Source organism: Sporosarcina sp. NCCP-2222 (assembly GCF_023168145.1).
GTDB lineage: Bacteria > Bacillota > Bacilli > Bacillales_A > Planococcaceae > Sporosarcina.
Window position 1 is genome coordinate 267,953 of the sequence record NZ_BQYK01000003.1, and the last position, 20,986, is coordinate 288,938.

At 46.7% G+C, this 20,986-nt stretch carries 16 protein-coding genes; 1 reads left to right on the plus strand and 15 read right to left on the minus strand.

Translation table 11 applies throughout. From position 1 onward, the window contains the following. Positions 1-105 precede the first annotated feature (105 nt). From rsmB to gmk, 7 genes are all read right to left on the minus strand, one after another. A complete protein-coding gene (gene rsmB / locus NCCP2222_RS08140; protein WP_248511351.1) occupies positions 106-1,467 on the minus strand; it encodes a 16S rRNA (cytosine(967)-C(5))-methyltransferase RsmB in 1,362 nt (453 codons plus the stop codon). After that, positions 1,464-2,408 carry a methionyl-tRNA formyltransferase gene (gene fmt, locus NCCP2222_RS08145; RefSeq protein WP_248511353.1) on the minus strand — a complete coding sequence of 315 codons (945 nt, stop codon included), beginning with the start codon at positions 2,406-2,408 and terminating at the stop codon, positions 1,464-1,466. The genes rsmB and fmt overlap by 4 nt, the downstream gene beginning before the upstream one ends. Then, on the minus strand, positions 2,405-2,911 hold the full coding sequence (def, locus tag NCCP2222_RS08150; protein WP_248511355.1) for a peptide deformylase: 507 nt from the start codon (positions 2,909-2,911) through the stop codon (positions 2,405-2,407). Before def ends, fmt begins: the two co-directional genes overlap by 4 nt. 14 nt (positions 2,912-2,925) lie before the next feature. Continuing rightward, positions 2,926-5,340 carry a primosomal protein N' gene (priA, locus tag NCCP2222_RS08155; RefSeq protein ID WP_248511358.1) on the minus strand — a complete coding sequence of 805 codons (2,415 nt, stop codon included), beginning with the start codon at positions 5,338-5,340 and terminating at the stop codon, positions 2,926-2,928. After that, complete coding sequence (coaBC, locus tag NCCP2222_RS08160; RefSeq protein WP_248511360.1) at positions 5,330-6,550, minus strand: bifunctional phosphopantothenoylcysteine decarboxylase/phosphopantothenate--cysteine ligase CoaBC; 1,221 nt, start codon at positions 6,548-6,550, stop codon at positions 5,330-5,332. Before coaBC ends, priA begins: the two co-directional genes overlap by 11 nt. A gap of 226 nt (positions 6,551-6,776) precedes the next feature. Then, positions 6,777-7,001 carry a DNA-directed RNA polymerase subunit omega gene (rpoZ, locus tag NCCP2222_RS08165; RefSeq protein ID WP_238084175.1) on the minus strand — a complete coding sequence of 75 codons (225 nt, stop codon included), beginning with the start codon at positions 6,999-7,001 and terminating at the stop codon, positions 6,777-6,779. A gap of 4 nt (positions 7,002-7,005) precedes the next feature. Then, entirely contained in the window at positions 7,006-7,623 is a 618-nt protein-coding gene (gene gmk, locus NCCP2222_RS08170) for a guanylate kinase (RefSeq protein ID WP_248511362.1), read from the minus strand. A 214-nt stretch (positions 7,624-7,837) separates the two neighbouring features. On the opposite strand from gmk, the gene NCCP2222_RS08175 reads away from it, so the two are divergent. Next, on the plus strand, positions 7,838-9,529 hold the full coding sequence (locus tag NCCP2222_RS08175; protein ID WP_248511363.1) for an Rqc2 family fibronectin-binding protein: 1,692 nt from the start codon (positions 7,838-7,840) through the stop codon (positions 9,527-9,529). Between the two features lie 503 nt (positions 9,530-10,032). On the opposite strand, the gene NCCP2222_RS08180 is transcribed toward NCCP2222_RS08175, so the two are convergent. The 8 genes from NCCP2222_RS08180 to NCCP2222_RS08215 all read right to left on the minus strand — a co-directional run bounded on the left by NCCP2222_RS08180 (position 10,033) and on the right by NCCP2222_RS08215 (position 20,985). Next, complete coding sequence (locus tag NCCP2222_RS08180; RefSeq protein ID WP_248511364.1) at positions 10,033-12,258, minus strand: S-layer homology domain-containing protein; 2,226 nt, start codon at positions 12,256-12,258, stop codon at positions 10,033-10,035. 139 nt (positions 12,259-12,397) lie between these two features. Beyond that, on the minus strand, positions 12,398-13,027 hold the full coding sequence (gene pyrE / locus NCCP2222_RS08185) for an orotate phosphoribosyltransferase (protein WP_282570691.1): 630 nt from the start codon (positions 13,025-13,027) through the stop codon (positions 12,398-12,400). Then, a complete protein-coding gene (pyrF, locus tag NCCP2222_RS08190) occupies positions 13,027-13,737 on the minus strand; it encodes an orotidine-5'-phosphate decarboxylase (RefSeq protein ID WP_248511366.1) in 711 nt (236 codons plus the stop codon). The genes pyrE and pyrF overlap by 1 nt, the downstream gene beginning before the upstream one ends. Then, complete coding sequence (locus tag NCCP2222_RS08195) at positions 13,734-14,648, minus strand: dihydroorotate dehydrogenase (protein WP_248511367.1); 915 nt, start codon at positions 14,646-14,648, stop codon at positions 13,734-13,736. Before NCCP2222_RS08195 ends, pyrF begins: the two co-directional genes overlap by 4 nt. Next, the gene (locus NCCP2222_RS08200) at positions 14,645-15,421 is read right to left on the minus strand and encodes a dihydroorotate dehydrogenase electron transfer subunit (protein WP_248511368.1); all 777 of its coding nucleotides are present in this window, start codon (positions 15,419-15,421) and stop codon (positions 14,645-14,647) included. Before NCCP2222_RS08200 ends, NCCP2222_RS08195 begins: the two co-directional genes overlap by 4 nt. Further along, positions 15,418-18,615 (minus strand): carbamoyl-phosphate synthase large subunit, encoded by a 3,198-nt coding sequence (gene carB / locus NCCP2222_RS08205; RefSeq protein ID WP_248511380.1) that lies wholly within the window; start codon positions 18,613-18,615, stop codon positions 15,418-15,420. Before carB ends, NCCP2222_RS08200 begins: the two co-directional genes overlap by 4 nt. After that, positions 18,608-19,708 (minus strand): carbamoyl phosphate synthase small subunit, encoded by a 1,101-nt coding sequence (locus NCCP2222_RS08210; protein ID WP_248511381.1) that lies wholly within the window; start codon positions 19,706-19,708, stop codon positions 18,608-18,610. The genes carB and NCCP2222_RS08210 overlap by 8 nt, the downstream gene beginning before the upstream one ends. After that, a complete protein-coding gene (locus tag NCCP2222_RS08215; protein WP_248511382.1) occupies positions 19,708-20,985 on the minus strand; it encodes a dihydroorotase in 1,278 nt (425 codons plus the stop codon). Before NCCP2222_RS08215 ends, NCCP2222_RS08210 begins: the two co-directional genes overlap by 1 nt. Position 20,986: the final 1 nt, after the last annotated feature.

Consider the following 20,986-nt stretch of genomic DNA (forward strand, 5'->3'; position numbering starts at 1 on the left):
CCGGCAGTTCATAAACCGCCGCACTATCCTCATTTACAGACCTTCTTCTCCCGATATCTGTCCTGAATTCATACTGCACCAATTGTACCCCCCCAAGATTTCCTTTTATCTCATCGATTTCTTCTTGCGCAGCGCAGCTACAAAAAAGCCATCGCTGTCAAAATGGTGAGGCAAGACTTGAAGCATGTCCCCTTTTATTGTTTCTGTTTCATGCCCCACCAGATGTTCTAGCGGAATCGTTTCCATATCAGGATGTCTTTGCAGGAATTCGGAAACGGACCCGATGTTCTCTATTTGATCAACCGTACAAGTACTGAAGACGATGATGCCTTCTTCTTTAATTAAGCGGTAAGCCGTATCCAGCAACTCCGCCTGGATTCCCGCCAAAGCATGCAAGTCACTTTCTTGTTTATTATATTTAATTTCCGGCTTCCTCCGGATAACTCCGAGACCACTGCACGGAGCGTCCAACAAAATACGATCAAAAGATGAAGCTGGATAGATTTCCGTCAGCTTCCTGCTGTCACCGCTTCTAGTTTCGATCGATCCTAAGCCTAGCCGGTTGGCGCTGGACGTAATAAGGGATAATTTGTGATCATGCAAGTCGTGCGCGAACACTTTTCCTTCATCCTTCATCTTTTCTGCAATGAATGTCGTTTTTCCTCCTGGAGCCGCACACATATCCAAAACAGACATTCCGGGCTCCAGATCTAAGGCGAGAACGGGCAGCATGGAGCTTTCATCTTGAATGGTAATTAAGCCATTTGCAAACGCCTCTGTTTTCGCCAAGTTTCCTCCAGCGACACGGATGCATTCTGGAACAACTTCCCCTTTCATCACTTGAAACCCTTCAGACGCCAACTGTTTCATTACTTCTTCCGTAGTCGTTTTCATCGTGTTGACTCGCGCCGTCATGGTCGGGGGCATATTGTTCCGGCTGGCCATCGCAATGGTGCTCTCTTCGCCATATTGATCGATCCATCTGCGCAGCAACCATTCGGGATGGCTTGTCTCGATCGACAATCTCGTAATGTCGTCCTCGATTTCCTCCACCGAAGGAACACCCTCGCGCAGGATGGAACGGAGAATGCCGTTCACAGTCGCAGAAATCCCTTTATGTCCTCTTCTCTTCGCGATTTCCACCGCTTCGTGCACTACAGCGTGTGGCGGTATTTTAGAAAGATAGACGAGTTGATAGACTGACAATCGAAGAAGTTCCTTCACCCATTTGTCCAATTTCCCACGGACAAACGGCTTCACGTAATAATCCAGTGTCATCTTGTTCTGCAAGGTGCCATACGTCAACTCAGTCAATAATCCTCGATCTTTCGGTGCGATCGAATAGGTCTCCATTGTCTTATGCAGCAAAAGGTTGCTATAGGCTTGATTGTTTGCCACTTCCAACAGAATGGATAGTGCAGCATCTCTCACATTGCCGTTCCATATTTTCTTTTTACTAGTTGTCATTCGAAACGGTCTCCTACTTTCCATTTGGATCCGACGCCGTTAAGGAACACGTCGATCGCCATGCGCTTTTTTCCGGCTGGCTGCAGCTCTTTTATCGACAAAGCAATATCATCGCCGCATTGAACAATCATTTCCTCTTTATCAATGGAGATGATGGTGCCTGGTTGCCCGGAAGCCGAATTACGATGCACCTTTTCAGCCTTGTACATTTTCACATTGTCACCTTGGAAGGTTGTGTAGGCGTTTGGCCATGGGTGCAATCCGCGGATTTGATTGTAAATAGCCTGTCCCGGTTTATTCCAATCGATCCGTTCTTGTTCCCGAGATATATTATGTGCAAAGGTGGCTTCGGATTCGTTTTGCGATCTTCTTTTATTCGTTCCATCCAAAATCGACGGCAACGTTTCTTTTAAAAGCTGCGTGCCCGCTTCCGATAAAGCATCGAACATCATGCCGGTGTCATCAGTCTCTTTGATTGGAACAGTAACTTGGGAAATGATATCACCAGCATCCAGTTTTTCTGCCATATACATGATCGTTACACCCGTTTCGGTTTCACCATCCATAACAGCCTGGTGGATCGGTGCGCCTCCTCGATATTTCGGCAGCAAGGAAGCGTGAACATTAATGCAGCCGAGTCTTGGGGCATCTAGAAGCTCTTTTGGCAAAATTTGACCATATGCAGCGGTAACAATCAAATCAGGGGCCATCTCGACCAGCTTCTTCAATTCGTCTGAACCTCTTAACTTCTCAGGTTGGAGAACGTCAAGCCCTAGCCGGATTGCTTCCTCTTTCACAGGGGGCGGCGTTAACACACGCTTTCTGCCAACGGGCCGGTCAGGCTGCGTGACGACAGCCAAAATGGAATAGCCTTCATCTACTAGCATGGATAGTACAGGGACAGAAAAGTCGGGTGTACCCATAAATACGATATTCGTCAATTCTGTTCATCCTCCTCCAGGTCGTCTGGCTCTTCCTCAAATTCCGAAGGATCGACCACTCGCAGAATTTTAGAATCGAACAATACGCCATTGAGATGATCAATCTCATGCATGATAGCTCTCGCTTCATAATCTTCGGCTTCTAATTGATACAGGGACCCGTCCCGTTCTTGCGCTTCAATCCGGACGAAAAACGGTCGTTCGACTTCACCGTATAGACCTGGGAAACTGAGGCAGCCTTCCACTTCGACTTCTGAACCGCCTACCGCAGTTACGACAGGGTTCACCATTTCGATTACGTCATTTCCTTCGCCCATATCGACGATTGCTACGCGAATTGGCTTGCCCACTTGCGGTGCAGCTAATCCAATTCCGTCTGCAGCTACCATGGTGTCATGCATATCATCCAGCAAGGTTGCCAGCTCTTTGTCAAACGCCACTACTTCTTTACATGATTGTGTCAATATAGGTGAAGGATGCTTCACAATTTCCAATATGGCCAATTTAATTCCTCTTTTCAAAATATGGATGTTGGATCAACATCTACCGACATAAGTAATCCCGATTTGATCCAATCGGTACGATAGATTTTAATCAGCTGCTGGAGAGTTTCCGTCAGCTTCGGTTCTTTTTTGTATTTTAGCAAACATTGATATCGATATCTATTGTTCACACGGCTGATTGCTGCAGCAGCAGGTCCGATAATGACCGTTTCCGGTGAGAGATTGTCTTTCAAAAACCGGGTGCCTTTTTCTGCAAAATCCACCGCCTTCAATAAATCTTCATGAGTAAACTGCAGCAAGGTAATATAGTAAAAGGGCGGATACCCGAACTGCTTTCTTGACGCCATCTCCAGACGATAAAAGGGTTCGTACTGCTGGGCTTTCGATAATTCAATGGCATAATGCTCAGGAGAATAAGTTTGGATGAAAACTTCTCCGGGCAGTTCATGCCTGCCTGCCCTGCCACTCACCTGTGTCATCAGCTGGAACGTCTTCTCGGCAGCTCTGAAATCAGCCAAATGCAAAGTGGTATCTGCAGCGAGCACACCAACGAGTGTAATTGCAGGAAAATCCAATCCTTTCGCAATCATTTGGGTGCCGAGCAAGATATCCGCTTTCCCTTCGCTAAATTGGCGCAACAGCCGCTCATGAGATCCTTTTTGCCTTGTTGTGTCCACATCCATGCGTAAAACTCGAGCTTCAGGAAGCAATCTTGCAATCTCTTCCTCAGCTTTTTGTGTTCCTGTTCCAAAAAACCGGATATGCTCGCTCTGGCATTCCGGACATTGAAGAGGAACAGGTTCTTCATGTCCGCAGTAATGGCACTTCAGACATTCGTTCGCCCGATGGTAGGTTAATGAAATGTCGCAGTTCGGACATTGAACGACGGTTCCACAATCTCGGCAAAGAACAAAAGACGAGAATCCGCGTTTATTTAGAAATAAAACGGTCTGTTCTTTGTTCTCGAGTCGCTGTCTCATCGCTTCGGCAAGCGGAACAGAGAACATCGAACGGTTCCCTTCTTTTAATTCCTCCCGCATATCGACAACATGGACCGTCGGCAAGCTTTGTTTTTTGGCCCGCTCTGAAAGGGTGAGAAGTGTGTAAACCCCTTTGGACGCTCTAGCAAATGACTCAAGTGAAGGAGTAGCACTTCCTAAAATAACGGGACAATGATGATATTGCGCACGCCATATCGCAACATCACGCGCATGATATCGTGGGTTATCCTCTTGTTTATACGTCGATTCATGCTCCTCATCCAGGATCAGCAGTCCCAAATTCTCAAACGGGGCAAAAATAGCGGAGCGGGCACCGACGACGACTTTTACTTCGCCCCGGTGTACTTTTCTCCATTCATCATATTTTTCACCTGAAGATAAACCGCTATGCATGACAGCAACCAATTCGCCAAAACGCTCTTGGAAGCGTGCAGTCATTTGAGGGGTCAATGAAATTTCAGGAACGAGGACAATCGCTTCTTTCCCTTGCTGCAAAACGTGTTGGATGGCACGCAAATAAACTTCCGTTTTTCCGCTTCCTGTGATGCCATGCAAGAGGAAAGTTTCCGCGTTGCCCTGATCAAACGATGTCGTCACTTTCGCTAAAGATAGCTCTTGTTCGTCTGTCAATGAAACCGGAATCGCAGTATCTTTCAAGCGAGGGGCCTCTGGTTCACGGTACGTTTCCACATATTTCTCCGTTGCCGCACCTTTTTCAATAACCGATTTCAAAGTTGGACTTTGGATACCGGATTGCTCAATGACGGAAGCTGCAGCTATCGTCTGTCCAGCCCGTTCGACCATCCAGTGCAGCAGATCCTTCTGCTTCCTTGCATTTGGATGGATCGATTCGAGCAGAGAAGTAATTGTATCCCGGTCTGCCAGTGTGACCACACGCGTCTTTTTCACTTCAGTCTGCTGGCCGATCGCAATATCTACGGATACAATTCCTTCCGCTGCATAGGACTTCAGCTTCCTCAAAAGGCTAGCAGAACCAGCCGCCTGCTTTAAGGGAATTCTTTTTTTATTCCCAACCAACTGCCTGAATTCCTCATCTTGAATGTTTTCAAGCTGATGGACTGTAATGAATTTCTCATATTTCGCCCGCATCGCTGCAGGCAGCATGACCTGCAACGCGTCGATCTCGTATGACAACGTTTTCTCTGCAAGCCATTTAGACAGCTGCAACAGCTCTTCTGATAAAACCGGTTCCAAATCAATCAGCTCGGCAATCGGCTTCAATTTCTCTTCAGGAACATCACTATCTTCTTTCAGATTCACTATATAACCTAGAACTGCCCTCGGACCGAATGGCACTTTGATTCGAGACCCACACTGTATGACCGTCTCCAAATGCGGAGGAACCGCATAGTCAAAAGGCCGATCAATTGGATACGCTGCGACATCGACGATGACCTCAGCGATCATGCGGCATCACTTCTTCCTCTTCCATGATCGACTCTAATAATTTTTTGGCCAACATAGGCTTGGCCATCGCCTCAAATGGCTTATGGGTGCCGTTCTTCGATAACAACGTCACGACATTAGTATCGCTTCCAAATCCGCCTCCCGGATCTGTTACGTCATTTACAATAATATAATCCAAGTTCTTTTTCTCTAGTTTCGATTGTCCATATGCAATGGCATCAACTGTTTCTGCCGCAAAGCCGACGAGCAGCTGTCCCTCTTTCCTTTCTCCAAGAGTTTTGAGAATATCAGTCGTTTTCTCAAGCTCCAAAGCCATTTGCTGATCTTTCTTTTTCATCTTCTGCTGTTGAACTACAGCTGGACGATAGTCGGCGACAGCTGCCGATTTAATGACGATGTCAGCATCTCCATAGTGCGAGAGGACGGCTTCCAGCATCTCCTGAGCACTCTCGACATCGAGTACTTTTACACCTTGTGGTTTCGCTAAGCAGACAGGTCCCGATACGAGTATCGTTTCTGCCCCTAAAGCAGCAGCGGCCTCCGCCATCGCGTATCCCATTTTCCCGCTAGAAAAATTGGACACATACCGGACTGGATCGATTCGTTCACGTGTCGGACCAGCTGTAATGACCACCTTTTTTCCTTGCAAAGGCAGTGGTTTTTTTCTGGAATTAAAGTGTTCCGAAATCAAGGAGACGATCTTCTCCGGCTCTTCCAATCGCCCTTTCCCTACATAACCGCAAGCCAAAAACCCTTCAGAAGGTTCAATGAAACGGTATCCATCCTGATGCAACGTCTCAATGTTCCGCATGACGGCCTTATTTTCATACATATGGACATTCATCGCTGGTGCAATCCAGACATCTGCCGTCGTGGCCAGCAGCGTCGTTGTCACCATATCATCTGCAATGCCGTTCGCAATTTTCCCTATGGCATTTGCCGTCGCAGGCGCAACGACAACAAGATCCGCCCAGTCCGCCAAATCAATATGGGCGATGACTCGCGAATCTTTTTCATCAAACGTATCGTAATACACGTCATTTCGGGATAATACTTGGAAGGAAAGCGGAGTGACAAATTTCATGGCGGATTCCGTCATGATCACCTTCACTTGCGCACCAGCTTGTGTCAATTTACTGACAAGTGCAACCGCTTTGTATACTGCGATCCCGCCAGTTACACAGAGGAGTATGTTTTTATTTAACAACACCATTCCACCCTTTCTTCATATCTGCAACTTCTTTTGTAAGGTTTCAGACCACTGTTGCTTCCTGACCCCCCTACCTGTGCGGGGCATGGAGTATACGGCGGTGCTTTTCTATAGATGGCTGTCCATCCAATCGGATGCATTTTATATAAAAACGACAAACTCCCTAAGAAACAATTCATAGGGAGCGTAGCTTGGTATATGGAACTAACCGTTTCAGGTTGAAAGATCAGACTTCGTCTTCGTATACGATGGAATCATCCTGTGCCTGTATGGAAAGGACACCCGCAGCCACTTCCTCAAGTGCTTTACCAACATTTTTATGGGAACGATAGTAGTCCAGAAGAACCTCTCTCGTCTCCTGCATCTCTCTTGCACGTTTAGAAGCAAGCGTCACAAGCGTGTATTTCGAATCAATTTTCTCTTTTAATGAATCGACTGATGGATATAACATGAATTTATTCCCCTTCCAACATAAGTAAATATCTTTTTTCGACACGTTCACGTCGGCAGTGTTCGGCCATAACAATTGCATTAATCCGGTCGCAAGCCTTGGAGACTTCGTTGTTTTCCACAACATAATCATACAGATTCATCATCTCAAGCTCTTCCCGCGCCTTCAGCACGCGGCTCGCAATGACGTCTGCTTTTTCCGTGCCTCTTCCGACCAACCGATCTTCGAGCTCCGATAAGCTAGGCGGCGCCAAAAAGATGAACAAACCATCCGGCATTTTTTCCCGTACTTGAGCAGCACCGACAACTTCAATTTCTAAAAACACATCTCTGCCTGCATCTAGTGTTTCATTGACATAGTCAAGCGGAGTCCCATAATAATTGCCTACATACTCGGCATATTCCAGCAATCTTCCTTCCCCGATCAGCCGTTCAAAATCCTGCCGGGACTTAAAGAAATAATCGACTCCATCTTGTTCACCTTCACGAGGGCTCCTCGTTGTCATGGAAATCGAGTATTCGTAATTCGTATCCGGTTGTGAAAACAGTTCTTTTCGCACCGTCCCTTTGCCAACGCCGGAAGGGCCGGAAAGAACGATCAACAAGCCACGTTGTTTGTACATGCAATCCCTCTTCTTATGTATTCTCAAATTCGTCCCGTTTCATTCTAGTTTACACTCTCGGAAGAAAACAGCAGACGTACGTAAAGATGCCTTTCAAGCATCCTTAGGCTTAACAACTTCGTTATTTGTTAAACAGCATACTCATATTATAACATATCTCTTCAATAGAGTGCTAAAATGGGACTAAACGATTTTTTTGAAAGAGGAATTCATTATGGCATTTGACGGTTTATTCACTGCTGCAGTCACTTCAGAGCTTCAGCAGATTCAAAATGGCAGGATTACAAAGATCCATCAGCCGAACATACAGGAAATTATCTTGCATATTAGAGCGGGCAATCGGAATCATAAATTACTGCTGTCCACACATCCTTCCTACTCAAGAATTCAACTTACTGAAGAGACGATTGTGAACCCGGCGGAACCGCCGATGTTTTGCATGGTCCTTCGGAAGCATTTGGAAGGCGGTATGATAACGAAGATTGAACAAGCCGGCACGGACCGAGTCATCAATCTTTCGATCCGTGCGAAGGATGAAATTGGGGATGATATGGAGCGTGTCCTGAGCATAGAAATTATGGGGCGCCACAGTAACATCCTATTGATTGATCCGTCTCGGAATATGATTGTCGACAGCATGAAACATCTGCCTCCATCGATGAACAGCTATCGAACGATTTTGCCGGGACAGCCGTATATACCGGCACCGCCACAAGAGAAGAAGAATCCGTTTACCCTGACAGAGCAAGATTTCGATGAGTTATTCGCATCGTTTGAAACAGCGGGAGACCTTGTCAGCTCTCTGTCCGGATTTTCCAAGCTGAATGCGGAGGAGCTTTTGTACAGATTGCAGTCTACCTCCAAAAACGAAAGGTTCGCTATCTATCAAAACTTCCTTGCATCATTCAACGGAAATGAGCCAAAGCCCAATTATGCAGTCATCAATGGCAAAATTTCATTTTCGGCCACTCCGTTAACGCATGCAGACGCGACCTTGACTTATTTTGAAACGCTCGGCACGCTATTGGACAAAGTTTATTTCGCACGGGCGGAGCGCGAACGGGTAAAATCCCAGGCAGCCGATTTGGAACGCTGGCTTGATAATGAAATTGCGAAGCTTCAATTGAAAATGAAGAAATTGCAAAAAGAACAGGATGCGGCGAGCAAACTGGATACCTTCCAATTGTACGGCGAACTATTGACAGCCAACAGCTATGCGATTCAAAAGGGAGAAACAGAAGCTACTGTAGACAACTATTATACAGAAGGTGAAACGGTCACCATCCCGCTAGACCCAAGAAAGACACCGATTGAAAACGCACAGCGGTATTACGCCCGTTACGTAAAAGCGAAGAATGCCCTCATCATGATTGCAGAACAGCTGGAAAAGGCAAAAGAGGACATCGAATACTTTGAAATGATCAAACAGCAAGTGATGCAGGCTTCCACGGAAGATATCGATGAAATTCGGGAAGAGCTTGCCGAACTGGGCTATATGAAAGCACGCAAGCTGAAGAAGAAGCAAAAAACAAAAAAACCTTCACCGGAGAAATATGTTTCCAGCGCAGGCATTCCAATTTCCGTCGGTAAAAACAATAAACAGAATGACTATGTCACATTCAAAACAGCTTCCCGTGACCATGTCTGGCTGCACACAAAGGATATACCGGGATCGCACGTGGTCATCCATGAGGCCGAACCAGATGAAGAAACCATTCGAGAAGCCGCCACGCTAGCCGCTTACTTCAGCAAAGCACGGGAGTCCGCTTCCGTCCCAGTCGATTTCACCGAAATCCGGCACGTCAAAAAACCAAGCGGTGCCAAGCCCGGCTTTGTCATCTATTTCGAACAAAAAACGATATTTGTTACACCAGATGAAGATTTGGTGAGACAGTTGAAGAAATAATTCGCAATATGAGCGGGGATGGAAGGAGAGATTGCTTCCATTCCTGTTTTTTTGTGTTTGGGGAGATACCTGGAATGGGATATGATTGACAGTGAAATAGTCTGTTCGCCAGAAGGATGGCGTGTACGCCAAGTAATTGAGTTAAACGGCAGTATGTTGAAGCGAACGCCAGATAAATCAGCTAAACGCCAGTATATCGGATCAAACGCCAGATAAATGAGCTGAACGCCAGTATATCGAAGCGAACGCCAGATAAATCAGCTGAACGCCAGTATATCGAAGCGAACGCCAGATAAATCAGCTGAACGCCAGTATATCGAAGCGAACGCCAGATAAATCAGCTGAACGCCAGTATATCAAAGCGAACGCCAATAACTCCGGCTGAGCCCCAGTAACTTCCACCAAAAAATAAAATCCAACACAAAAACAGACTACAAACAAACCCGCTATTACACGAGCTCATCTGCAGTCCGCTAGTTCTAGTATGAAAGAAAATCAAATACTTACAGCGCGTCGGTCCGTTCCTCGCCATCTGGCAAGTATTTCAGTAAACCGAGTTTGCTTAGCCCATTTTTGATTTTCGTTGTATAGCCGAGCTTTTCATTAGACAAATAAGACGCTTTAGATGCGATCATCTCTTCCAGTACAGGAAGATAGCTTGGATCAATCGGCTCCCATAGGCTGTAAGAGTTGATCAAGTCCTCTAACGTCAAATGCTTGTAGTCATCGCCTTTATAGCCATAGTCCGGCGCGATGCGATACCAAATATCCCCGTTATCTCGAATCCAATCATTCTTGTTGATGACGATTGCATTTTGGATCGATTTTGCCGTTTCCAAGTACTTGTCGTCCCCGAACTCGTTGTAGGCCATTAAGAGAATGTTCATGCCGCCGAGTACGTGGTTCATGGACGCGTGTGTCGGTCCTTCCTGGATGATCGGGAAATAGTCCGAAATGTAGTACGCGTTCTTTGCTACCGGAATGACATGGCCTTGCTCTTTTTGGGAGACTAATAAATCCGCATAATTCCGCAGCGGTTCCTTATATTCGCTAATGTCGAATTCATCGCCGCTTCGGTAGTAGAATAACGCGATCTGTTCATTGAATCGGGTGTCAATGAACGGAGCTGTGATGCCATATAGCCCTTTCAGATACGTACTTGTCACTTCCGTTTCCCAATACGGCTTATCACCCCTGAAGTTTTTCAAATTGACGAACGCATTATAAATCAAATTCTCAAAGTATCGGTCCTGCTGTTCATGGAACAACGTCATCGCCCGATCTTCCTTCATGTGCAATAAACTCCTGCCATACCCCTGCCCATTCTCCGGTAGCGGCTCTGTCGTCGTCACCATCTTATTGAAAGGGCCGATTGCCGTGTACCAATTGTTCCGTTTCTTATAGTACTGCGCGCTTTCCAGCATCCAAGATTCACGATGCGCATCTTCATTGAACAGCATATTCTCCGAATTTAAATACCATTGATCGACCATGTCATTACCTTCAGATTTTAAGGCATGGACGGACATAAAGGTGGAACCGATCTGGGTAAATGATAAAGACTGCTCTTCAGCGAGCAATTCACGCATACCGCTACGGCCGCCTTCCGCATACTCCATTGCAAGCTGCCTGGATCGGTACGATTGGCCGACCATCCGCTCCTGCACCGACCCGTCTTGATTGAGGAAGCGAAGGACGCCCGTCGGATAGGATGTAAGATCCGCATTGAACAAATCCTCGGTGTTCCGCTTGATTGGGTGCTGGTCAAACCGATATAGCTCATAGCTATCCACGTAGTTTTCCTTTTGCAAGACATCGACCGTAACCGCTTCGTCCGTTGGATTTTCCAGCTTAGAGAATAGGAAATAGTCCCCGTTGTCAAATGATCGAACGGTTAATTCGATCGTTGTTCCTTCTTCACCCACATCATAAAGATATATATTGTCTCTAGAGAAATCGTTATCTATTCGAGTATGTCCTGTAAATCGGATTGATTTTTCGGAACGCAAGTAGATTGGATGCTCATCAAATGAAACTTTCTCTAAATGCACACGCTCGATCACAGGCGAAAAATCTGGCGATTGAACCGCTGCCGATAACTCATAATTTTTATCTTCAGGTCCCATGTTCTTTTCTTTCATCGCATTGTAAAACACTGCTGAGAACGTGGCACGGTCGACTGCTCCTCTTTCAAGCAACACTTTTTTCTGAACCGGGTTTTTAATTCCGAATAACGCAGCCTTTCCTTGGCTTTGTCTGGCAGCTGGCCAGATTTCCTCCACCTTATCATCAGTTAACTCGAATGCTTGGCGAATTGCAGTTTTCAACTGGCCCATTGTCATGACGCTCTCTTTCGTCAACATGCCGTTGGGAGGTGCTTGAAAAATCTCGGCATTTTGCATCGCTTGTACGAGCATTTCATCATTCAACGATTCCTGGCCTGATTCAGTAGGCAATCCTGGTAAGGATATAACACGATGGAATGCTTGCGCTGCCTCCCCCATCGTCATGGCTGTTGAAGGCCGAAATTGCAAATCGCGGAATCCCGTCAGAATACCATTATCCACAAGCCATAAAATTTCATTTTTTGCCCTAAACTCATTTGTAATATCGGTAAAAGGAGTCACCCTTTCCTCCTGAACTGTCTGACGTTCATTGGCTTCTACATTCGGCGCGGTCACCAGTGCAGCTGCAACGAGGAAGGGAAATACAAATTTCATATTTTTCATCTGTTGATCTTCACCTCATTCACCATGATACACCATTCAGCTTACCATCACTTACAAAATAGGTATATACTGTCGAAACCAGCGTGAAAAAGCGTTATGCCAATAAAAAGACATAACGCTTTACAATCACAACTTATTATTACAACAAGCCTTCTTTCAATTTTCCATGCCACGCCAGCAGTCCATCCATTGATTCATTGCTGATTGCCCCACTTTCAACAGCTGCTTCAGCTAAGGAACCGAAATTGGTCAAGCTTTTGTAGACGAGCCCGGCTTCTGAGAATGCAGCATCTGCGCTTGCCAATTCATATGTAAAGATTGAAACGACACCGGTCACTTCGACTCCTTCGGAACGGAGAGCTTCCACCGCGTTCAGGCTGCTTCCTCCAGTGGAGATCAAATCTTCGATGATGACGGCTTTGTCATTGGCAGCCGCTTTCCCTTCAATTTGCTTGCTTCTGCCATGTCCCTTTGCTTTCGAGCGGATGTAAACCATCGGGAGCCCAAGGATGTCCGCAACCCATGCAGCGTGTGGGATCCCAGCTGTTGCTGTTCCGGCAATTAATGTAGTTTCCGGAAAATGAGTGCGGATTAGTTCAGCAAGTCCTTCCGCGATTTGTTTGCGGCCGGACGGATCGGACATTGTTAACCGGTTATCACAGTATATAGGTGATTGAATGCCGGATGCCCACGTAAAAGGATCGTTTGGGCTTAATTCGACTGCACCGACATTCAATAGTATCTTAGCAATTTCCTTCTGACTCATAATTAGTTCTGTCCTTTCCATAGTGCGTTTATTAAGTCGTATGCCGCCTTCGGTTCAGCCGATCCAGTGATGGCCCGTCCGACGACAATATGGGTAGAACCTGCAAGTCTCGCTTCCTCAGGCGTTGCGATCCTTTTCTGATCCTGCGTTTCTCCTTGCGGCAAACGGATGCCTGGCGTGACTTTCAAAAATTCTTTACCACATGCTTCTGTAATGACAGCTGACTCATGGACTGAACAGACCACGCCATCCAAACCGGTTGCTTTCGTCAATTTCGCATAGTGAAGAACAGAGTCCTCAAGTGGCACACGGATGAGCTGCTCTTCTGCGACTTGCTTTTCATCTGTCGAAGTGAGCTGTGTGACGCCAATGAGAGCCGGGCGCTTCGAGCCGGACGGCGTACCTTTGTCCAGGCCTTCCAAGGCGGCTTCCATCATCGTTTTTCCACCTGCCGCATGGACGTTGACAAGATCAACCCCGGAGCCGGCCAGAACTTCCATAGCGGATTTTACGGTATTTGGGATATCGTGTAATTTCAAGTCCAGGAAAACATCGAATCCAAGCTCTTTCAGTTTCGCTACAATGGATGGCCCCTCTTTGTAATAAAGCTGCATACCCACTTTAACGCTGACATCTCCATCAAACGGACGCAAAAACGCAAACGCCTTCTCGGCAGAATCAAAATCTAATGCGATAATTGGGGATGTTTTCATAGTCGATGGCTCCTTCCTACAAGTTCAGATAGTTGGCCGATGCCAAGATCGTCCAACTTCGCTGGCAATTCCTCAATGATATTCGGACAAACGAAAGGATCGACAAAATTGGCAGTTCCGACAGCAACAGCACTCGCGCCGGCTGATAGGAAATCAATGACATCATCTGCTTCCGAGATTCCACCCATTCCGATGATTGGAATATTGACCATCTGGCTCACTTCATACACCATCCGGATGGCGACTGGTTTGACGGCAGGGCCGGATAGTCCCCCTGTTCCGTTCGCAATGATCGGTCGGCCGGTTTTATGGTCGAGACGCATGCCAATAAGTGTGTTGATCATGGTCAGTCCATCTGCACCGCCTTCCTCTACAGCTTTGGCAATTTCCTTAATATCCGTTACATTAGGAGATAATTTAACGTAAACCGGCACTTTTGATACTTCCTTCACAGCCGCTGTCAAATCACAGGCTTGAACTGGATCGGTACCAAAGGTGATGCCGCCACATTTGACATTCGGACAGGAAATATTCAGTTCCAATGCCTTCACGTTAGGAGCCGTCGAAATGGTTTTTGCCACTTCTACGTAATCCGCTGTCTCTGTCCCTGCTACATTCGCAATGATCGGAACGTCAAACTGTTCAAGCCAAGGCAATTCATTTTCCATTACGCTTTCAAGACCGGGATTTTGCAGGCCAATTGCGTTCAGCATGCCGGAAGCCGTCTCCGCTACACGCGGGGTCGGATTGCCGAATCTTGTCTCGAGTGTCGTCGCCTTGATCATTATAGCGCCGAGCTTTGATAAATCATAGAAATTCGCGTATTCCTTTCCGAAACCGAAGCACCCCGATGCCGGCATCACCGGATTTTTTAACTCCAAGCCAGGAAGTTTCACTGATAATCTGTTCATATGGAGACCACCCCCGCTGGAAATACTGGCCCATCCGAGCACACTTTGACATAATCCTGTCCGGTTTGTTCGGTTGTATGGCAAACGCAAGCGAAGCAGGCGCCAATGCCACAACCCATCCGCTGTTCAAATGATAGGAATCCTTTTTTCTCTGAATAAGCAGCTTGCACTGCTTTTAACATCGGCATTGGGCCACAGCTGTAATACGTAGCAAAATCGATATGCAATTGCGCCATCACATCCGTGACAAAACCTTGCGTTCCTCTCGATCCATCTACCGTAGCGATATACGTATCGCCCAGTTGTTTGAACTGTTCCTCATAGAAGCAAACTGCATCCGTCTGGAATCCAAGGATGTGAATGCATTTAACACCTTTTGCCGTCAGTTGCTTTGATAATTCATATAATGGTGGAACACCAATGCCTCCCCCAATCAATACAGCCGTTTCGCCAGCAGCTGTTTCTTCGACAGGAAAACCATTTCCTAAAGGACCTAGCACATTTACAGTTTCCCCGGATAATTTACCCGAAAGAAGCTTCGTGCCTCGTCCTTCAGCTCGATAAATGATCGTCATCTGGGAAGATTCTTTATCTATAGAGGCAATTGAAATGGGTCTTCTAAGCAAAGGCTCCATTGTTTCCGATACGCGGACATGGACAAACTGGCCAGGGGATGAGATTTCCCCGACCAGTTTACCGGCTAAAGTTAATTCAAAAATATGTTCGGCAATTTCAGCATGCCGCACGACTTTCATTTGCTCTTGTATAATCATAGTACCACCTGTTGTTTTGGCATATGGTCTGACTGGAAGGACATAGATTCAATCACACAAAGCATGGCATCCGCTGTATCGATAGAAGTCAGGCATGGAATTCCGTTTTCAACAGACTCCCTGCGGATTCTAAAACCATCACGCTCAGGCTGCTTGCCTTTTGTTAATGTGTTGATGACCAGTTGTGCTTCCCCTTTTTGGATCACATCCAGCAAAGTCGGACCTTCTGCTCCTATTTTTCCTACTGTTTCTACACTCATTCCGGCAGCTTCCAACACTTTCGCTGTACCTTCTGTCGCCAAAATCCGGTAGCCAATCTTGATGAATCTCTTAGCGAGGTCCACCATTTCCTCTTTATCCTTATCGGATACAGTCATCAGCACCGATCCATACTCTTTAATTTCCATGCCGGCAGCAACTAACCCTTTATACAACGCTTTTTCAAGTGTAATGTCTTTCCCCATTACTTCTCCCGTTGATTTCATCTCAGGTCCAAGCGTGATATCCACTCTTCGAAGCTTAGCAAATGAGAACACCGGCACTTTCACATAAACCCCTGCAGGGGCCTGGGCCAGCCCTGTCTTATACCCCTGCTCAGTGATTGTTTGTCCAAGAATGGCTTTCGTAGCGATATTGGCCATCGGCAGGTTTGTAATCTTACTTAAGAATGGTACAGTCCGACTGGAACGCGGGTTAACCTCGATAACATATACTTGGCCTTCCGAGATAACAAATTGGATGTTGAGCAATCCCTTGATGTTCAATCCGATTGCAAGCCGTTTTGTATAATCGACAATTGTCTCCACCATCGATGCTGATAGGTTTTGCGGCGGATAAACCGCAATCGAGTCCCCGGAGTGAACGCCAGCGCGTTCAATATGTTCCATGATGCCGGGAATCAATACATTGTTTCCATCGCAAATGGCATCTACTTCAATTTCATTTCCGGTCAAATAGCGGTCGATCAGAACCGGATGGGAAGGGCTCGCTTCCACAGCATGTTCCATATAGTGGAGTAATTCTTCTTCCCGATATACGATTTCCATCGCCCGTCCGCCGAGTACGTAAGATGGTCTGACGAGGACAGGATAGCCGATTTCATTCGCAATGACAACGGCTTCCTCAACAGATACAGCTGTTTTGCCAAGCGGCTGAGGGATTCCGATTTCGCGTAGAGCCTTTTCAAACTTATCCCGGTTTTCAGCACGGTCGATATCTTCAATAGACGTGCCGATAATGTTGACACCCCGTTCTTCCAATGCGTTAGCTAAATTGATGGCTGTCTGCCCTCCGAATTGGACGATGACCCCTTGCGGCTGCTCCAAATCGATTATGTGCATGACATCTTCTATCGTCAGCGGTTCGAAGTATAATTTATCAGATATCGAGAAGTCGGTTGAAACTGTCTCCGGGTTGTTGTTAATAATGATTGCTTCGTAGCCCGCTTGCTGGATTGCCCATACTGAATGAACCGTTGCATAGTCGAATTCGACGCCTTGCCCGATCCGGATTGGACCCGAGCCAAGGACGACAACACTTTTTTTATCAGATTTTACGGATTCGTTCTCTTCCTCGTAAGTTCCGTAAAAGTACGGCGTATCCGATTCATATTCACCCGCGCATGTATCTACTTTTTTGTATACGGGAACGATCCCATTTTCTTTACGGAAGTCGTAAATTTCCCGTTGCTCTTTATTCCATAATGCTGCAACCGTCACATCAGAAAAGCCCATTCGCTTCGCTTTATAAAGAACATCTGCGTTGAAAGGATCAGCTTGCAACTGCCGTTCCATTGCCACGATTTTTTCAAGTTTCCGCAAGAAGAACAGATCGATCTGGCTCCATTCATGGATTGTCTCAATTGCCACTCCGCGTCTCAGTGCCTCGCCGATGAAGAAGAGCCGTTCATCTCCTGCACGTCTGATCCTTTTTTCAATCCATTCATCTGTCAGGTTTTCTGCATGTTTCAATGAAAGGCCGAATTGGCCTGTCTCCAATGAGCGGACTGCCTTTAAAATTGATTCCTCGAATGTCCGCCCGATTGCCATGACTTCGCCTGTCGCTTTCATTTGCGTTCCAAGATTTCGCTTTGCAGATTCAAATTTATCAAACGCCCAGCGTGGAATTTTACTAACGATATAGTCGATTGTCGGCTCGAAGCACGCGTAAGTTGACCCAGTTACAGGGTTTTTCATTTCGTCTAATGTGAGGCCGACCGCAATCTTTGCAGCCAGCTTAGCAATTGGATAACCTGTCGCCTTTGAAGCAAGGGCAGAAGAACGGCTTACCCGCGGATTCACTTCAATAATGTAATAGTTGAAGCTATGTGGGTCCAAAGCGAGCTGAACGTTGCAGCCGCCTTCGATTTTCAGCGCGCGGATGATCTTTAACGATACATTCCGAAGCATTTGGTTTTCGCGGTCTGTCATTGTCTGGCATGGTGCGACGACGATGGAATCCCCTGTATGGATGCCGACCGGGTCGACGTTTTCCATATTGCAGACGACAATAGCATTATCGGCAGAATCCCGCATCACTTCATATTCAATTTCTTTATATCCAGCAATGGACTTTTCAAGAAGGCATTGTGTCACCGGGCTGTATTTCAAGCCGCTTGTAACGATCTCTTCTAAATCTTGATCGTTATAACAAATACCTCCGCCTGTGCCACCCAATGTAAAAGCTGGCCGGACGATGACCGGATAGCCGATTTCCTTTACAAAAGCCTGGGCTTCCTGCAAGTTATGAACGATTTCACTTTCCGGCACAGGTTCGCCTAATTCATTCATCAGCGTGCGGAATAAGTCACGATCTTCCGCTTTATGGATCGCATCCAGTTTTGTCCCCAGGATTTCAATGCCGAGCTCATCCAAGATACCCGATTCTTGAAGTTCAATCGCCATATTAAGCCCTGTTTGCCCTCCAAGTGTCGGAAGAAGTGCATCTGGGCGTTCCTTGCGAATGATTCTGCTGACAAAATCGAGCGTAATAGGCTCAATATAAACTTTGTCCGCGATTTCCGTGTCTGTCATGATCGTCGCGGGATTGGAGTTGATGAGGATGACACGGTAACCTTCTTCTTTTAACGACAAGCATGCTTGTGTTCCTGCATAGTCGAACTCTGCCGCTTGACCAATGACAATCGGACCTGAACCGATGACGAGAATCGTTTGGATGTCTTGACGTTTAGGCATAGAAATTCTCCTTTCGAGTGCTGGAATATATTAAATTGGCGAAGCGGTCAAATAAGTGGCTTGCGTCATGCGGCCCTGATGATGCTTCAGGATGGAATTGTACCGAGAATACTCGATCCGCATCATTGCAGATTCCTTCGACCGTTCCATCATTCAGCGCCCGATGCGTAACCGAAAGCGGAGTCGAAGCGATGGAGGATTCCTCCAACACATAACTGTGGCTTTGGGAAGTCAATTCTGTCCTTCCCGTTGTCAAATCCTTGACGGGATAATTCCCGCCGCTATGTCCGTATTTCATCTTCTGGATTTTCGCTCCGTACGACATGGCAAGGAGCTGATGGCCAAGTCCGATACCAAAGATTGGCGCCTTTCCAACAAGATGTTTGATCGTATGTGACGCCCCTTCCACATCTTCCGGGTTGCCCGGTCCGTTCGATAGTAAAATACCGTCCGGCACAAGCGCAAGTATGGCTTCAGTTGAAGTGTTATATGGTACAACAATTACGTCAAAATCACGTTTGTTCAATTCGCGCAGCAATCCATGTTTCAAACCGTAATCGATGACGACCACACGCTTGCCTTGGCCAGGGCTAGAATAGGCTTTCTTAGTCGACATGGCACCAACTTGATTTACCGGTACTTCATATGCCTCGATTTCACGGTTGGCTACAACAACATCCAACTCTTCCCCTGCCGCTGTCAGCTTGCCTTTCAACGGGCCCTTCTCACGCAGCAAACGAGTCAGCTTCCTCGTATCAATTCCTTGGATGCCCGGAATCCCTTTTAGTGTAAGAAGATCGCCTAACGTCATAGTGCTACGAAAATTGGATGGCTCATCACTATATTCCCGGACAACAATTCCGTTGATTGCCAGCTCGATTGATTCATAATCGTCTCGGTTAATGCCTGTATTCCCAATCAGAGGATAGGTCATGACTAAGATCTGGCCAAAACCGGATGGGTTAGATATCGCTTCCTGATAACCGGTCATTCCTGTCGTAAAAACCGTTTCACCGATGGATGCCTGCTCAGAACCAAAAGCTTCGCCCTTGAAAACTGTTCCATCCTCTAAGACGAGATATCTTGTTTTCATCATTCCCCATCCTTCCATACGATTTTGCCTTCAAAGATTGTTGTTGTCGGCCATCCGAAACATGTCCAGCCGTCAAATGGTGTATTTTTTCCTTTTGAGATAAACGTTGAACGGTCGATTGTCTGTTCTTTGTTTAAATCAAGCAATACAAGATCCGCTTTAGCTCCCACTTCAATTGATCCATATGGCAGGCCGAATACACGTGCAGGCTTCACGGTCATCCAATCTACCAATTGTTTTAAAGTCCATTCGCCTTTCTTGACGAAACGAGTGTAAAGAAGCGGAAACGCTGTCTCAAAACCTGTTATGCCGAATGGAGCTTTCGCAAAACCGGCTGCCTTTTCCTCAGCCGTATGAGGAGCATGATCTGTCGCAATGAAATCAATCGTCCCATCCAGTAAGCCTTCAATTAGTGCATCGCGATCTTCCGTGCTTCTAAGTGGAGGGTTCATCTTCCAATCTGCCTCATCACCAGGGATATCGTCTTCACATAGTAACAGATGGTGGGGCGTGACCTCAGCCGTCACGTGGACTCCCGCCTTTTTCGCATCACGGATGACTCTCACTGATTCCATTGTACTGACATGGCATACATGGTAATGCGCACCTGCCGCTTCCGCCAGTAAAATATCCCTTGCGATATGCACTGATTCAGCGATGGACGGTATGCCTGGTAAGCCAAGTTCTTTGTTCCGTTTCCCTTCGTGCATGGAACCGCCATAAATTAACGTGTTGTCTTCACAATGAGCGACAATGGCCATATCCAGTTTTGCTGCATCCTGCATCGCCTCGTACATCATGCCAGCCTGCTGGACACCGACGCCATCGTCAGTAAAGGCAAAAGCTCCCTCTTCTTTTAGTGCCGCCAGATCTGTCCGCTCTTTCCCTGCTTCCCGAATTGTAATGGACGCATAAGGCAGCACGCGAATATGTGCTTTTTCACGGATGAGCGAATTGATATGCGCCAGATTTTCTTTTGTATCCGGAACGGGTCTCGTGTTCGGCATCGCACAGATTGTTGTGTAGCCACCCTTGGCAGCGGCAAGTGTTCCGGAATCAATCGTTTCCTTATGCTCGCCGCCGGGTTCACGCAAATGCACATGTACATCGATGAATCCTGGAGCGGCCCAAAGCCCTTCGCCTTCAATAACTGTCGAGTCCTGCCGATCTAAATTCGGGCCAATCTCACTAATTATATCGCCTTTCAATTTTATATCTGCCGTGATGGCAACCCCTTCATCATTTATCAGCTGGACATCTGTCAGAATCGTATTCATT

Excerpts from the sequence above, each read along its gene's own strand:
- rsmB (WP_248511351.1), bottom strand. The coding sequence starts at position 1,467 with ATGACAACTAGTAAAAAGAAAATATGGAACGGCAATGTGAGAGATGCT.
- priA (WP_248511358.1), bottom strand. The coding sequence starts at position 5,340 with ATGATCGCTGAGGTCATCGTCGATGTCGCAGCGTATCCAATTGATCGG.
- rpoZ (WP_238084175.1), bottom strand. The coding sequence starts at position 7,001 with ATGTTATATCCATCAGTCGATTCATTAAAAGAGAAAATTGATTCGAAA.
- gmk (WP_248511362.1), bottom strand. The coding sequence starts at position 7,623 with ATGTACAAACAACGTGGCTTGTTGATCGTTCTTTCCGGCCCTTCCGGC.
- NCCP2222_RS08175 (WP_248511363.1), top strand. The coding sequence starts at position 7,838 with ATGGCATTTGACGGTTTATTCACTGCTGCAGTCACTTCAGAGCTTCAG.
- NCCP2222_RS08180 (WP_248511364.1), bottom strand. The coding sequence starts at position 12,258 with ATGAAAAATATGAAATTTGTATTTCCCTTCCTCGTTGCAGCTGCACTG.
- pyrF (WP_248511366.1), bottom strand. The coding sequence starts at position 13,737 with ATGAAAACATCCCCAATTATCGCATTAGATTTTGATTCTGCCGAGAAG.
- NCCP2222_RS08195 (WP_248511367.1), bottom strand. The coding sequence starts at position 14,648 with ATGAACAGATTATCAGTGAAACTTCCTGGCTTGGAGTTAAAAAATCCG.
- NCCP2222_RS08200 (WP_248511368.1), bottom strand. The coding sequence starts at position 15,421 with ATGATTATACAAGAGCAAATGAAAGTCGTGCGGCATGCTGAAATTGCC.
- carB (WP_248511380.1), bottom strand. The coding sequence starts at position 18,615 with ATGCCTAAACGTCAAGACATCCAAACGATTCTCGTCATCGGTTCAGGT.
- NCCP2222_RS08210 (WP_248511381.1), bottom strand. The coding sequence starts at position 19,708 with ATGAAAACAAGATATCTCGTCTTAGAGGATGGAACAGTTTTCAAGGGC.
- NCCP2222_RS08215 (WP_248511382.1), bottom strand. The coding sequence starts at position 20,985 with ATGAATACGATTCTGACAGATGTCCAGCTGATAAATGATGAAGGGGTT.